A 14981-nucleotide genomic window follows, 5' to 3' on the forward strand; every position below is an offset into this window, starting at 1 on the left:
AATGGCTTATGTGCACGAAACATAAAGGTTGCCAAGCTGGCAAAATTAAATCGGCGCTGCCGTTAGGGGCGAATGACTCCTGTTGTGCGTCGACGACACCGATCCTTAACATTACCAAAGCAACGGTCGATACAGGTGAAAGTGCCTGTTGCAGCGGTAGTTGCTGCAGTTCGGAATCTACAGCTGACGAAGTACCCGAAAGAGCGCCCAAATCTTTAATTCGGAGCAGTTGGCTCGTCGCAGACATGGACTGCCCATCATGTGCACTAAAGCTTGAAAAGGCGATTACAGGGTTAGAAGGTGTAAGCAACGCCAGAGTCATGTTTGCTACCGAGAAATTGATTGTTGATTTTGATGACCACTCACTGACCTCTATTATTGAACAAACTGCTCGCCAGACAGGCTTCCCTCTCGCCTCACTGGATAAACCAAATAAGCAAAGTGAAATTAAAGGTTGGCGTGGTCTGGTCAAAGATAATCGGCATATTTTCCTTATTTCTTTCGCAATGCTGATTGCAGCCATTGTTTCCAATATAAGCCCTCAAATTGGCACCTGGATATTCACCTTAACTTGTCTGCTGGGTTTGTATCCCATTGCGCGGAAAGCCGTTCAGTTAGCGAAAGGAGGAACGCCGTTTGCTATTGAGACCTTAATGAGCGTTGCTGCGTTAGGTGCGCTGTATTTAGGTGAAACGGCAGAAGCCGCTATGGTGCTGTTGCTATTCCTTATCGGTGAAAAGTTAGAAGCATATGCATCCTCCCGAGCACGAAGCGGCATTCAGGCTCTGATGAACTTAGTCCCGGAGAACACCATTTTGATTAAAGATGGTGTGCGCACTGAAGTACCTGCCTCGCAACTTGAGCCAGGAGATGTCATTGAAGTCGCTCCCGGAGGTCGCATGCCAGCCGATGGGATTATGATGAACTCGTTAGCAAGCTTTGACGAAAGTGCGCTTACTGGTGAATCGATTCCTGCTGAGCGCGGTGAGGGCGATAAGATAATGGCGGGTGTTGTTGTCGTCGACAAAGTCGTGCGGATTCAGGTGACCTCGAGACAAGGTGACAATGCTATTGACCGTATCCTGCACTTAATTGAAGAGGCGGAATCACGAAAAGCACCGCTAGAACGTTTTCTGGATAAGTTTAGCCGCTGGTATACGCCGTTTATGATGTTGGTGTCACTGGTCGTGGTCATCACTCCACCGCTCCTGTTCGCTCAGCCTTGGGAAACATGGATTTACCGTGGTTTAGCGCTATTACTTATCGCTTGTCCATGTGCATTGGTTATCTCAACGCCCGCTGCGATTACGTCTGGTTTAGCCGCTGCGGCACGACGTGGCGCATTAATCAAAGGCGGTGCGGCTCTAGAAATACTAGGAAAAGTGGAGGCTATTGCGTTTGACAAAACTGGTACGCTGACGCAAGGCAAGCCACAAGTCACCGATGTCCTTTCATTCGAAGTGACTGAAGCGCAGCTACTGAGTCTTGCCACTGCGGTTGAGGTTGGGATAAGTCACCCATTGGCGGTATCTCTGGTCAATAAAGCTGAAGGTTTAGGTATTGTTATTCCCGAAGCCAGTGAAAAAACCGCACAAGTGGGTTCGGGTGTGACGGGTGTTGTGGAAGGAACGTTGGTTCAGGTTATCGCACCTTCCAAAGTCGACTTTCAACTTTCACAATCGCTTGAAGAACAGATCGTTGAGTTGGAAGATTCGGGCAAAACCGTCGTTATTGTTCGCCGTGAGGAAGAAGTAATTGGTGTCATTGCCTGGCAGGACACGTTACGCCATGACGCACATCAAGCAGTGCAGGCTCTAAAGGCACTCGGGATCTCTTCGGTGATGTTAACCGGAGACAACCCTCGCAGTGCTGAATCGATCGCGACCCAAATAGGGTTAGATTATCAAGCTAGCTTGCTGCCAGCAGATAAAGTGCATTACGTTGAAACGCTTTCTAAACAGCACACGGTTGCAATGCTCGGAGACGGTATCAATGATGCACCAGCGATGAAAGCGTCCAGTATTGGTATTGCGATGGGAGGAGGCACAGATGTTGCGCTGGAAACCGCAGATGCCGCACTGACTCACAATCGCTTGCTGGAGCTGCCCGCAATGATCGAGCTGTCACGCGCGACGATGAATAATATTCGCCAGAACGTTGCATTGGCGCTTGGTCTGAAAGGGGTGTTTCTGGTGACCAGCCTTCTGGGTATTACGGGGCTTTGGGTTGCGGTGCTGGCAGACAGTGGAGCAACGGCCCTGGTAACACTCAATGCTTTGCGGCTGTTACGTTTTAAATCGAAACAGATGCCGTAGTGAAACAAAGTTGCACTATAGTTAATCCGAGGCACTTGGTGTCTCGGATTTTTATTTTTTCCGTTCTTATCGGCTCTTGCGAATAACTGAGTTCAATAATCCACACTTCTGATATGCAACAGGTCTTTATTTTCATTTTTAATGTGATTTAAATCTATTTTTAATGAAAGTGTGTGTTCATTGCATTATGTCTGTGTGACAGATGTCACTATAATGCCCGGAAAGGTTGGTTAAAGTGCTTCTGTACCCAATCACATTTATATGAGCTTATTACTCACAAAATAAGCCAGAACAAGGAGCGACTTATGTCTCAAGCTGTATTCCATCTCGGTGTTACTGAAGCTGATCTTAATGGTGCAACGCTAGCCATTATTCCCGGTGATCCTGCTCGCGTACAAAAAATCGCGGAGCAAATGGAGAACCCAGTATTCCTGGCCAGTCAACGTGAATACACGCTATACCGTGCAGAATTGGATGGTAAGCCTGTTGTGGTTTGTTCAACTGGTATCGGTGGTCCATCTACGTCTATCGCTGTTGAAGAGTTGGCTCAGCTTGGTGTTCGCACTTTCTTACGCGTTGGTACTACGGGTGCGATCCAACCTCATGTAAATGTAGGTGATATGATCGTGACAACAGGTTCTGTTCGTCTGGATGGCGCAAGCCTGCACTTCGCACCTATGGAGTTCCCAGCGGTTGCGGACTTTGATGTTGCGACGGCAATGAAAGCCGCAGTAGAAGAGTCTGGCGCAACGGTTCACATGGGTGTGACGGCTTCAAGTGACACTTTCTACCCGGGTCAAGAGCGTTACGATACGTTCACAGGTCGTGTGGTTAAACGCTTTCAGGGTTCAATGAAAGAGTGGCAAGAGATGGGCGTTCTGAACTTTGAAATGGAGTCAGCAACACTACTCACTATGTGTGCAAGCTCCGGTCTAAAAGCGGGTTGTGTCGCGGGTGTTATTATCAACCGCACCCAAAAAGAGATTCCAGATCATTCAACTCTGAAAGAGACGGAAGCTCGCTCAATCAAAATTGTGGTAGAAGCAGCACGTAAAATGCTTTAAGTCGTTATCTGACTGAAAATAAAAAGCCAGAGGTTCAATTCAACCTCTGGCTTTTTTGTATCGATATAATTTATCTTTTGACTAAACTTCGTCTGAACCACCAGCGGCCACAAACCAAGCCGTAAGGTGAGTTTTAAGGTCTTTTAACTCATCAGGGCCAATCAGAGCCAGTCCTAAATCTTCTGCGCGAGTGATGTCGTTATGACGTAAAGGGCGGAAGCTCACCAGCATAGCTCGTGCTTGCAGGCCACCTAGTAAATCACGAAGTGATTCCAGTTTGTACAGCGTATCGTCACCGTCATCACGCATGCCTTTCGTTTTGCACTCAATGATGTGGAGCTTGTTGTTTACCACTGTCGCCACATCAAGTTCGTTTCGCACTTCACTTTCGCCAAGCTTACGATAAACCTGAACATTCAAAGATCGGTCCTGGATCGTTGGCATGGTGTCTTGAATCTGTTTAACCGTACTGTGTACCAGCGTTTCCAGCCATTCGCCGTTAGAAAAACGACGTGCATCTTCATTCGCGAACGTTAGGATGCCGTTTTCATAAGTGGCAATTTCGGCTTCAACAAGATCGCTAATCAGCATGTTTAGTTCACGATAGCCTTGTTGTTTCTCAGAAAGCTCTACATCGAGTTTCTGCTCTTTGCGACAAGTGGTAGCAAGGTAGTTTAGCGTGGCAAGACCAGGGCCAAGCTCAAGGGCGTTTGATGCCCAACGCTCACCAAGTTCATACAATTTTTTATCAAGAAGAGGCGGTAAATCAATGTGTTGGAATTCGCCTCGCGCACCAAAAATCGTTAGGTAGTCAGCAATCGTAATATGATCTTCAACCTGAGTATCCTTTTGGCCATCAGGGTAAAGCCAACATAATCGGTCACTGTTTGGCTCAACAACGAAAATTGGCCAGTGGTAGGTGCGGAAAACCTCATACACCGAAAGCAATCGGTGGCGAAGGCCGCAACTGGCATTCAATTTTACATCCTCACCTCGGTCGTGAAGATCTTTAGCCAACTTCTGAATCGATTGCTTAATCAAAGTAGTATTAACGGCAGAAGGGATCTCAAAGAATTCGGAGGTAATCTCTCGCTGCGCTAGAACGTTACTCAGTCGGTTGTACATATCCTTCTGGCTTGCATCGCCTATGAAGACTATATGAGAACTTAGTGTGCGATTATCCAATAGAGGGGTAACCAATCTCACTGGGTCTTGGTCAATAATACCAACATGAACAGCCATAGATTTTCCTTTTTATGCGGCCGCTCTAAATTAGATATGAAAAGGGTTGAGTCGGCCATAATAACCATATGTAGACACGGCCGATAAAAAACAAGGGCGATCTAATAAAAAGTCGCCCTTATACAATTGGTTGAACCAGTTAAATATCCCTATTTATAATTTAAATCGATGTACCAGCTCGTTTTGTTGATGTGCTAAATGAGTCAGGGACTCACTGGTCTGTGCGATGTTTGACATCGCTTGGTAGCTTTCATCCGCGATGTGGTTGATATCCTCGATATTTCGTGCGATGTCTGCAGACGTTTCACTTTGCTCCGCAGCGGCTTGTGAAATGTGGATACTCATTTGACTGATTTCGATGATCAGTGCCTGAATTTCTTCCATTGCACTATTTGCCTTGGACGCTTGTTCGACAGACATCTCCATCTCATTCATACAGCTTTGGATGACGTAATTCGCTGACTGCGACCTTGATTGCAGATTACTGATCATCGATTCAATTTCAGTGGTCGACTGCGTCGTCTTTGAAGCAAGCACGCGAACTTCATCGGCTACGACGGCAAAACCGCGTCCTTGTTCTCCTGCGCGAGCAGCTTCAATAGCGGCATTGAGCGCCAGCAGATTGGTTTGCTCGGCTATGTTACGGATGACATCCAGAATCGAGCCAATTTGAGCACTCATCTTCTGCAATTCAGAGACGGCGCAGACAGACTCATGTAGGCGAGTTTCTAATTGGTTAATCGTTGTGATATTGCCGCTCATAATAGTGCGACCCTCTTCTGATGCAGATTCGACGCGTTTTACCATCTCTAACGAGCCCTGAGCACTGTGCGCTACTTCATGAACCGAATGTGACATCTCGGTCATCGCCGTTGCAACGTTAGCGGTTTGCTCTCGTTGAGCGCTCAATTGCTGTTGTGCTTGAGAAGAGGTTTGTTCGTTGGTTGCGGCCGTCGACGCCAGATTTTCAGAGGCTTCATTCAGTTTGAGTAGAATGTCATGCAGACTGTCGGCTAAGGAGTTAATGTGGCCGCTCACACGACTGAATTCATTCTTGTATCGAACATCAATGCGCTGCGTCATGTCACCTTCGGTGAGGCTTTCAAGAACGTTAAGAATCTTAGTCAGTGGCTCACGAACGCTGTGCGCAATGTGATAACCAATCGCAGCGGCAAAAAGTACTACTACCATACCAATGATCAGCGCTTTCGTTACGCCGGCAGAGTAGATGTCACCTGCCTCCGTCAGGGACTGATTCAATTTATCGGTAGCGGTTGTGGTGAACTGTTCGAGAATAGTTTTCGTCGCATCAACTTTGATAGCAAGGTTAGTGATGTTGTTATACAACGCTGCGCGGGCGATCAGGAAGTTATTGTGCTGATCCAGTACCCCGCCACGTTTACCTACGTCACGAGTAAACTGTTCGACGGAATCCCCAAAGGCTTGTTCTACCCCTGGCAAATGAGCGGCCAGAGCACGGAACGTATCGTTTAAGTGAATGAGTGCTTTGCGGTTTTTAGCGACGGCTTTGGTGACAAACGCTGAGTCGGAACTTGCTAATGCGTCAGACGTGATCACTTCTGCTTCTTTCAACTTAATGAAGTAGCTTTTCGCCATCACCTTCACCGGAATGCTGGAGTAATCGGCAACGTACTCTTTCAGCCCGACAGAGAGTTCGGTATTCAGTTTTTGGAAACGGCGAGAAGATTTTTGCACTTCTTCTTGCGCAGAAAACATCGCTTCGTAGTTATCCATTGCTTCAAGAGCCTCAGAAAAATAGCTCTTCTCTAACTTTTTTAGCTCAGAAAAGGGTTCTGCTAGAGAGGGGTAAATTTGACTGGCGGATTCTAACTGCGCCAAGGTTACCTCGAAACTCTGTAGAGATTTGGCGAACTCCTGACGCATTTCGTCCATACGCTGCTTATTCTCAGTGGTTAGGAAGTCTTTAAAAGATTTGTCAGCAGACAGTAGTTCGACACTGGTTTGGTTGGATAAAGAAACGAGTGGTAAAGATGATTTAGATACGGTCTCGAACTTACCGTGAATGTCTTGCATACCGCCCATCATAATGGCAATTGTGACTGCAAATAGGATGATAATCAGTGCAAAACCCGCATACATCCGTCTAATAACTGAACCTCGCATAAGTGAGCGTCCTCTCCCGAAAATAGACAAAAAGGTTCCAAATGACTTAAAAGTGCAGTTTGAGGAGTGTTAGAACTAACTCTTGCAAGCAACTCAGGTGATTTGGGGATAATTTATAATTGTCTTAAAAAAGTACCAAATTTCGCTGGATTGTATTGACTCTGAGACGCACATTTTATGACGCACACGACAAAAATAGCTTAGTTTTAAACACCTTAATGAATAGTGTTAAGTGAACGCTGTTTTTATTGAGCTATGCTTTTGCTTGGCGCATACTAAATGGGTTCCACAACCTTATAAAATGGAGTACCCATGCCGGAAGAGACTATCTTTAGTAAAATTATTCGTAAGGAAATCCCAGCAGACATTCTTTACCAAGATGATTTAGTGACCGCTTTTCGTGATATCAACCCGCGTGCGCCTAGCCATATTCTTATCATCCCAAATAAATTGATTCCTACCGTTAATGATGTGGAAGTTGAAGATGAAGCGGTAATGGGGCGACTATTTACCGTTGCGAAAAAACTGGCAAAAGAAGAAGGCATTGCCGAAGACGGTTACCGCTTGATCCTGAACTGCAACCCTCATGGTGGTCAGGAAGTTTATCATATTCACATGCATCTTTTAGGTGGTCGTCCTTTAGGCCCAATGGTGCTGAGCTAAGCGACTTAAATTGGGTGGTACAATTATACCAATCGTAGTAAATAACTGGTCATTCTAGCTTGTTAAAATACTCGATAACTGCATTAGAATTTTTGATTGTAGAATAACTACTTATCTAAAAATTCTGCCTTGTTCTCAAGCATTTTTCCTGCGCTATTTCTGATCACTTACATACTGTGATTGGTATTGCCGCCCAATTTATTTACTTTCTGAGCACACATTTGTGGAGATAAATGTGAAATTAGGTGTGAAGCTGTTAGGGCTGGTGAGTTGGGCTCTTATGGCGTCTGGTTGTGCTAATTTATCTGCTGGTAACTTATTTAGTCACTATAGTGATCAGAACCAAGACGTTTATCAGGCCGTCGTCGCTGGCGAATATGCAAAAGCCAAACAACTTCAATCACCGGATGTTGGTGGTGAGATACTTGGCAACTTCGAAAGAGGCCGACTTTCATTTCTTGCTCAAGATTACCCCACCAGCCTTAGCGCATTAGAAAACAGTGATCGTGCTGTCCGTACTCAACAAGATCGTGCCATCATTTCTGTCTCTGAAACGGCCACTAGTGTCGGTTCTATCGCGGTTAATGATAATCTTCAAGATTACCATCCTGCCGATTATGAGCTTGGTTTTTTACACTTGTATCTGGCGCTGAATTATTTGCAGAAAAATGATCTGGAAGGCTCATTAGTCGAGGTTCGCCGAGCAAATCAGGTACAGGAAGCGGCAAGAAAAGCGCGTGAAAAAGAGTTACAAGCTGCAGAAAAAGATCTGAATAGCCAAGGCATGTCCGCTAATTTGGGGAGTGTGCTAGCCAGATACCCTGATGCAGGGAAAAAACTTGGCGCCGTACAAAATGGGTATCTGTTCTACCTTTCCGGTTTGTTGTATGAAGCTTCGCGAGACCTCAACAGCGCTTATGTCGATTATCGACGTGCGCTGGCAGTGATGCCTGATAATCGACAAGTTATCGAAAGCACAATGTACGCAGCTAAAAAATTGGGTATGAGTGAAGACCTCAGATTGCTTGAAAAACGCTATGGTAATGCGCCAACGAGCCTAAGTAATATGCAAGGCCGGGTTATCATTCTGGATGAGCAGGGTGTGGTTGAAGCTCTTAAAGGATGGCGCATCGATTTACCCATTTACGATAGCCGCGACAGGTGGGGAATCTACTCGTTAGCTTTGCCTTATTACCCGAATCAAGGCTCGCAACGGTTTGCAGAAGTCAGCCTGAATGGTAACAAACTGAATGCCAGTACATTGGCAGATGTAAATGCAATGGCACAAAACGATCTCAATGAGCGTTTGATGTCTATCGTTATTCGCCAGGCAATCCGCGTTTGGGCTAAAGATCGTATTCGGAAACAAGCCGCCCAGAAAGGTGATGATGTTGGCAACCTTTTGTTCAATGTCTGGAATACATTAACGGAACAACCGGATACCCGAAGCTGGCAAACGCTGCCTGCACAAGTAAAAACGGCATCACAAATAGTGAAGCCAGGAACACAGAGTTTAAACTTAGGTGATCAAGTCTATCAATTTGATGTGCCTGCACAGCAAACCACGTTGGTGTGGGTCTCTCGTCAGGGATCGCACTCGACTGTGTGGCATAAGCAATTAGGGAGATTGTAATGAGAGTATGGCTTATTGGCTTAGCGATGCTTGTGGGGTTGGCTGGATGTGCCGACAATACCGCGGGTATCCGAATTGACGGCCCGACACAGCAAGTCTTTTTTAATGACAATGTATTAGGTAGCCGACTGCAGGTGGATAACATTCGGACTACTTATGTCGATGACCGTCCAAGAGGTGTCGTCCAGCTGAGCAGTAACTATCAGGGTGATCAACATGTCCTTTACCGTTTTTACTGGTATGACAATAACGGACTGGAAGTAAACACCAAGCCGGGTCCGTGGCGAAAGATGATTGTGCGTGGGTTTGAGTCGGTTGTACTTTCTGAAGTCACTGTGAACCCGAATGGCACGCGATTTCGCGTTCAAATCAGACAAGCACAAGATAATTAAGTGTACCCCGCGTCCTGAGCGCGAGGGTATTGTATGAAATTAAGGAACTCTCATGAAAAAAAGTATTATTGCTGTTTTAGGTCTTGCCGTCATTCTGGGTGGTTGTGCTAACAAGGTCTCATACGGTGATGCTCAGCAGACAGAAACCACAACCATCGAATTTGGTTCTACTGATCTGCAAAAAATTGCTGCTGAAATGGTCGATAGCATGATGATGTCTGGCTCTGTAGCGGCAATTACTCGCGACCAACGTCCAATCGTGTTTGTTGAGCGCATTAAGAATAAGACCAGTGAGCACATTGATACTGAATCAATTACTGACACAATTTCAACCCAGATGCTGAATTCAGGTAAGTTCCGTTTTGTTGATATGGAGCGCGTCGAGTCTGTGCGCCAACAACTGAACTTCCAGAATACGGATGAGCTGGTCAATCAGAGTGCTGCGATTCAGTTCGGTAAAATGGTCGGCGCCCAATACATGCTTTACGGCAACCTTTCCAGTATTGTGAAGAATGCCGGAAGCGATAAAGATGTGTACTACAAAATGACCATGCGACTCATGGATTTGGAAACTGGCTTGATCGAATGGGCAGATGAAACTGAAATTCGTAAGGCACAATCTAAGAGCTTGTTTGGGCTTTAATCGGTAGTGATGGAGAAGTCATCGATGGCATTGTTTTCCTGGCCTCAGGCGAAGCAGCTCGATCCGACCCTAAATGCGCTTGATGGCTTTTTCGTTGAACCTCCGGTGAAAGTACAAACGCTCACCGGAGGGCTAACTAACCGCTGTTGGCACTTAGAAACGTCAGATGGTCTTGCTTATGTCTGGCGACCTCTAAGTAAAGTCTGTAAGGCGTTTTTTATTACCCGTCACAACGAATATCAGGTTCTCAGTGCCATTGAGCCTCTTGGTATTGGCCCGAAGCCGGTGTTTGTCCATGAGCAAGGTCTGTTGGTTGAGTGGGTAGAAGGCGAAACACTGACTAATGTCGGCATTGAATTGGACGAGTTATTGTCCGTCGCAGCGACGATCCACCAATCTCCAACGAATGTTATTCCTGTTGTCCCATTCTCTTATCTCTCGCGAATTGACCATTATTGGCTAGAATTAGGCGGAAAATACTCGGGAACCGAGTTTGAGTTGCTCTATCAGAAGTGGCGAACTGAGCCGAGCATCGAGCCACTGCCTATCGCGCTGTGTCATTTTGATTTAGGTAGCTATAACCTGGTCAGGGGCGCTGATGGTGTCAAAGTGATTGATTGGGAATATGCAGGGTTGGCTGATCCTCGATTAGACTTAACCATCACGCTGCAGGTCGCTGATGTGCCTATTCAGGATGCGGTAGTACGCTATTGTAAAATGAGAGGCATTGAGAATGTGTCTGTCTGGTTGGAAGGGGTCATCGCTTGGCATCCTCGAGTTTTAGTCATGGCTATGCTTTGGTACTTACTGGCTTATCAATTGTGGGGAGATGAACAATACTTAATCTGTGCACACGAGTGTAGAGACTTATTGTGTTTAGATACGTATTGTGTCTAGAGGATCAGAGGACCAATTGTGTATAGACGATCACTGTTTTTAGAACTCGTGACATATTCCCCTTTAAGAGTAAGGAAATAGTGTTAGTTTTAAGAAAAGTACCAGATATTTACAGGGAGAGGTACAAATGATTATTTACTTGCATGGCTTTGATAGTACTAGCCCGGGTAACCACGAAAAAGTTCTTCAGTTACAATTTATCGACGATGACGTCCGCTTTATCAATTACAGCACGCTTCATCCTAAACATGACATGCAGCACCTGCTCAAAGAGGTGTCGAAAGTAATTGATCAATCTGATGACCCAAATCCGCTGATTTGTGGCGTGGGTCTTGGTGGTTATTGGTCTGAACGGATTGGTTTTCTCTGTGGTATCAAGCAGGTTATGTTTAACCCGAACCTACATCCAGAGAAGAACATGGCTGGGCGTATCGACCGTCCTGAAGAGTACGAAGACATTGCAACCAAGTGTGTCGACCAGTTCCGGGCGAAAAATCAGGGGCATTGCTTGGTTATTTTGACTAAAGAGGACGAGGTACGCGACAATCAGGAAAGCGCCGCTGAGCTGGAAAAGCATTATCCTATCATTTGGGATGACACCCAAACGCACAAGTTTAAAAAGATCTCTCACCATCTTCAAACGGTCAAGGAGTTTAAGAACTCCTAGATTGGCACGACTTTCCACTCTGAATCAGCACTCTTTAGAGTGCTGTTTTTTTTGTATCCCTGATAGCCCCTGTTTAAAACGATTATTGTGCTCTGCCCAGTGTTTTGCTGGTCGGAAGCTATGTAGCACGGGTATGCTGTTGTAGAGTAATCGAAAAGTAGACAAACCGTATCCACAGAAAGGATTTTGGTTGCCTTCAAAAGACGGCTCTATATAATGAGCGGGATTAAAATTATTTGACGAACATCAAAAAAATTATTGAGAGCAAGAACAAACTTGCCCACATTTTGTCCGGGTTTGAGCTCCTGACATTGTAAGAGATGCGCAATAAAAAACTGATACGAATGAACAACAAGCAATGCATCCATTTTAATCCAAACAGATCGAGACACCTCTAAAAGAACCAAGAATTCATCGGTTGGATGCTTTTCATCAGTGTGACTGAAATTGAAGCATCGGGCTGAACCCATTTATTCATTTTGTAGAGGAAAATCATTGTGACACGCATTATCGTTGTAGGCGGCGGTGCTGGTGGCCTGGAATTGGCAACTAAGCTTGGTCGCACACTTGGTCGAAAGAAACGCGCCCACATTACGTTAGTAGACCGTAAAGCGAGCCACTTGTGGAAACCGTTGTTACATGAAGTAGCAACCGGATCATTAGACGAGGGTGTCGACGCTCTGAGTTATCGTGCTCATGCGAAGAATCATAGTTTCGACTTCCAAATGGGCAGTCTTCAAGACATTGACCGTGAACGTAAAATCATCACTCTGAGTGAATTGAAAGACGAGCACGGTGAACTTCTGATGCCAGGTCGTGAGTTGGAATATGACATTCTGGTCATGGCGATTGGCTCTACTTCAAACGATTTCAATACCCCTGGCGTACGTGAAAACTGTATTTTCCTGGACAGCCCAGAGCAAGCTCATCGTTTCCGCACTGAAATGAACAATGAGTTTCTTAAGCTTCACGCGAAAAATGGTAACGGTACGGTTGATATCGCGATTGTTGGTGCCGGTGCTACGGGTGTAGAATTGAGTGCTGAGTTGCATAATGCAATCAAAGAGCTGCGTGCCTACGGTTTTGGTGATTTAGACTCGAGTAAACTCAATGTAAACCTTGTTGAGGCTGGTGCTCGTATCCTTCCAGCGCTTCCATCACGTATTTCTACTGCGGCACACCAGGAATTAGTAAAACTTGGCGTGACTGTCCGCACTTCCACTATGGTGACAAAAGCCGAGAAAGATGGCTTGACGACCAAAGATGGTGAGAAGATTAACGCTAAAATCATGGTTTGGGCGGCAGGTATCAAAGCTCCTGATTTCATCAAGGACATTGCTGGTCTGGAAACGAACCGCATCAATCAGTTAGTGGTGAAAAGCACACTGCAAACGACGCGCGACGATAACATCTTTGTTATCGGTGATCTGGCTCAGTGTACACAGGCTGACGGCACGTTCGTTCCGCCTCGAGCTCAAGCTGCGCACCAAATGGCAAGCCGAGCGTTTAGCAACATCGTCGCGATGATTAATGGCCGTGAACTTAAAGACTATGTTTACAAGGACCATGGCTCTTTGGTTTCTCTAAGCCAGTTTTCTACCGTCGGTAGCTTGATGGGCAACCTGACTAAAGGCTCTATGATGGTTGAGGGGCGTATTGCTCGCGTGGTGTACATTTCGCTTTACCGCATGCACCAAATCGCGTTACACGGCATTTTTAAAACTGGTTTGATGATGCTGGTTGGCCGAATTAACCGCGTACTGCGTCCTAATCTGAAATTGCACTAATACAACAAGGGCTTGCTTAGTCTTAGCAAAGCGAGTTTATCTTCGGATACAAATACAAAAGTCACCGTTTACGGTGGCTTTTTTGTTTGTCGGACTCAGGAGAAGATCACTTCAGGTCTTGAGGTAGTAAAGAATAGACTACGCCATCTTTCGGTTTACCATTGAAAATAAAGCGGTTTCTCGCAACGATCTCTCTCTGTGCGCCAATCGATTCAATTAACGCCTGGCTGGCCGTGTTCTCTGGGTCGCAGACGATTTCTATTCGTGTCAGATTAAGTTTAGCGAAGCAGAACTCTGCAAGTGCAAAAACTGCCTCTTGTGCGTACCCCTGACGCTGATAACGATCGGCGACCCAGTAGCCGATACTCGCCATGTTAAAGGTGTGATATAGCTCGTTTACCGCCACCATACCTAATAGGGCATTATTCTCCCGGTCATAAATACCAAAGCCAAAGGCTTCTGTTTTTACCCAGTTTAAGCGTGTGGCAAGCAGAAAGTCTTGCGCGTCTTTGAGTGACACGTTGGCATCACACCAATCTAACCAGGTATGCAGAGAAGGTGAGTTCACAAGCAATTGGTGCAGAGCGTTGGCGTCTTCGGCGGGAATGAGGCGCAAAGCTAAGCGAGGAGTGATGATTTCAAAATCAGGGTTCATGAATCGAGCGGATTTCCATTTCTAATGAATGTTTTCTAACGGTCTTACTTAGGTATAAAGCAAAAGCGCAGCCGGGGCTGCGCTTTATTTAAATTTTCTGATTAGTCTACACGACGCACTTGAATGATCATGCCCATCAACGGGTTGTCCAGATAATGCGTTTCGCCACTTCGCATACGACGTTTCTGCTCAAGTCTGTAGGTCTTGAGGAACTTCTCTTCCGTCACGGTTGGTGACACATCCGCTAAGTTACCCACTTGGACGTTGCCATCTACTTCACCCATTTCGTCTGCCAGTTGCTCGGTCGGTTTTGCTTCGAAGCGAACTTGTCTCACGCCCGGCTCACGGAAATCCATCGTCGTTTCTGCAAACAAGTAGTGCTGAACATAAACTTGAATCTTGCCGTCTAACTCATACAGTGGGCCGTCAACATTGGACTCACTGTAACCGTCGCTCGCGAACGTTGTCACGCTACCGTCGTTAGGGCTACCATCTGCGTAATATGAACCTGAAAAGTCACGTCCACCTACGATACGGAAAGTTGGAGCACTTCCTTGGCCTTGCTCACCTTGTCTCCAGGCCACATGTTTAAGCACTTTAAATCCTGCGTGGTTGTTCAGCGCGGCTTCTTGTGGGTTCAGATGGAAAGCGGAACGAGGTAATAAGGTCACGCCTTTAGAAGAGCGATAAGCATCGCTGTCTAAACTGCCGACATTCGACATCTCAATCTGAGGCAGTTGGTCTGACCAGGATTCGCTCACGCTTTCAGCGTTGACTGCTCGCTTGAAAATGATCACTTCAATATCAAATTGGCGTTGTGCCCAAGAAGGCATAGAGACACATAGAAGTAATAACGGGATCAGTATTCTCATTCGACT

13 protein-coding genes are annotated in these 14981 nt (G+C 46.0%); 9 read left to right on the plus strand and 4 right to left on the minus strand.

Translation table 11 applies throughout. The annotated features are described in order from the left end of the window. Positions 1–8: 8 nt before the first annotated feature. Together ACWYU8_RS14615 and udp are read left to right on the plus strand one after the other, a co-directional pair. Positions 9–2315: a zinc/cadmium/mercury/lead-transporting ATPase gene (locus ACWYU8_RS14615; protein WP_457520384.1), complete on the plus strand. Its 2307-nt coding sequence runs from the start codon at positions 9–11 to the stop codon at positions 2313–2315. A 305-nt stretch (positions 2316–2620) separates the two neighbouring features. Next, entirely contained in the window at positions 2621–3379 is a 759-nt protein-coding gene (udp, locus tag ACWYU8_RS14620) for a uridine phosphorylase (protein WP_457520385.1), read from the plus strand. Positions 3380–3460: 81 nt separating this feature from the next. Here the strand turns inward: udp and ACWYU8_RS14625 are convergent, their stop codons facing one another. Continuing rightward, on the minus strand, positions 3461–4621 hold the full coding sequence (locus tag ACWYU8_RS14625; RefSeq protein ID WP_457520386.1) for a DUF1887 family protein: 1161 nt from the start codon (positions 4619–4621) through the stop codon (positions 3461–3463). 153 nt (positions 4622–4774) lie between these two features. Beyond that, on the minus strand, positions 4775–6766 hold the full coding sequence (locus ACWYU8_RS14630) for a methyl-accepting chemotaxis protein (RefSeq protein WP_457520387.1): 1992 nt from the start codon (positions 6764–6766) through the stop codon (positions 4775–4777). Between the two features lie 312 nt (positions 6767–7078). Here ACWYU8_RS14630 and hinT point away from each other — a divergent pair, with 312 nt between their 5' ends. The 7 genes from hinT (at position 7079) to ACWYU8_RS14665 (ending at position 13448) form a co-directional block, all read left to right on the plus strand. Then, a complete protein-coding gene (gene hinT, locus ACWYU8_RS14635) occupies positions 7079–7429 on the plus strand; it encodes a purine nucleoside phosphoramidase (protein WP_457520388.1) in 351 nt (116 codons plus the stop codon). Between the two features lie 235 nt (positions 7430–7664). After that, on the plus strand, positions 7665–9062 hold the full coding sequence (locus ACWYU8_RS14640) for a COG3014 family protein (protein ID WP_457520389.1): 1398 nt from the start codon (positions 7665–7667) through the stop codon (positions 9060–9062). Beyond that, positions 9062–9454 (plus strand): YcfL family protein, encoded by a 393-nt coding sequence (locus tag ACWYU8_RS14645; protein ID WP_457520390.1) that lies wholly within the window; start codon positions 9062–9064, stop codon positions 9452–9454. Before ACWYU8_RS14640 ends, ACWYU8_RS14645 begins: the two co-directional genes overlap by 1 nt. Before the next feature lie 52 nt (positions 9455–9506). Next, entirely contained in the window at positions 9507–10097 is a 591-nt protein-coding gene (gene lpoB, locus ACWYU8_RS14650) for a penicillin-binding protein activator LpoB (RefSeq protein WP_457520391.1), read from the plus strand. Positions 10098–10121: 24 nt separating this feature from the next. Beyond that, positions 10122–10994: a thiamine kinase gene (gene thiK / locus ACWYU8_RS14655; protein ID WP_457520392.1), complete on the plus strand. Its 873-nt coding sequence runs from the start codon at positions 10122–10124 to the stop codon at positions 10992–10994. A gap of 127 nt (positions 10995–11121) precedes the next feature. Further along, entirely contained in the window at positions 11122–11661 is a 540-nt protein-coding gene (gene ycfP / locus ACWYU8_RS14660; protein ID WP_457520393.1) for an alpha/beta hydrolase YcfP, read from the plus strand. A gap of 497 nt (positions 11662–12158) precedes the next feature. Continuing rightward, complete coding sequence (locus ACWYU8_RS14665) at positions 12159–13448, plus strand: NAD(P)/FAD-dependent oxidoreductase (protein ID WP_457520394.1); 1290 nt, start codon at positions 12159–12161, stop codon at positions 13446–13448. Between the two features lie 106 nt (positions 13449–13554). Here the strand turns inward: ACWYU8_RS14665 and ACWYU8_RS14670 are convergent, their stop codons facing one another. Beyond that, complete coding sequence (locus ACWYU8_RS14670; RefSeq protein ID WP_457520395.1) at positions 13555–14103, minus strand: GNAT family N-acetyltransferase; 549 nt, start codon at positions 14101–14103, stop codon at positions 13555–13557. Between the two features lie 101 nt (positions 14104–14204). Continuing rightward, a complete protein-coding gene (locus ACWYU8_RS14675) occupies positions 14205–14975 on the minus strand; it encodes a peptidoglycan binding protein CsiV (protein ID WP_457520396.1) in 771 nt (256 codons plus the stop codon). Positions 14976–14981 lie beyond the last annotated feature (6 nt).

It is taken from the genome of Vibrio limimangrovi (genome assembly GCF_054064025.1).

Coding starts and splice junctions, on each gene's coding strand:
- ACWYU8_RS14615 (WP_457520384.1), top strand. CDS start 9: ATGTGCACGAAACATAAAGGTTGCCAAGCTGGCAAAATTAAATCGGCG.
- udp (WP_457520385.1), top strand. CDS start 2,621: ATGTCTCAAGCTGTATTCCATCTCGGTGTTACTGAAGCTGATCTTAAT.
- ACWYU8_RS14625 (WP_457520386.1), bottom strand. CDS start 4,621: ATGGCTGTTCATGTTGGTATTATTGACCAAGACCCAGTGAGATTGGTT.
- ACWYU8_RS14630 (WP_457520387.1), bottom strand. CDS start 6,766: ATGCGAGGTTCAGTTATTAGACGGATGTATGCGGGTTTTGCACTGATT.
- hinT (WP_457520388.1), top strand. CDS start 7,079: ATGCCGGAAGAGACTATCTTTAGTAAAATTATTCGTAAGGAAATCCCA.
- ACWYU8_RS14645 (WP_457520390.1), top strand. CDS start 9,062: ATGAGAGTATGGCTTATTGGCTTAGCGATGCTTGTGGGGTTGGCTGGA.
- lpoB (WP_457520391.1), top strand. CDS start 9,507: ATGAAAAAAAGTATTATTGCTGTTTTAGGTCTTGCCGTCATTCTGGGT.
- thiK (WP_457520392.1), top strand. CDS start 10,122: ATGGCATTGTTTTCCTGGCCTCAGGCGAAGCAGCTCGATCCGACCCTA.
- ycfP (WP_457520393.1), top strand. CDS start 11,122: ATGATTATTTACTTGCATGGCTTTGATAGTACTAGCCCGGGTAACCAC.
- ACWYU8_RS14670 (WP_457520395.1), bottom strand. CDS start 14,103: ATGAACCCTGATTTTGAAATCATCACTCCTCGCTTAGCTTTGCGCCTC.
- ACWYU8_RS14675 (WP_457520396.1), bottom strand. CDS start 14,975: ATGAGAATACTGATCCCGTTATTACTTCTATGTGTCTCTATGCCTTCT.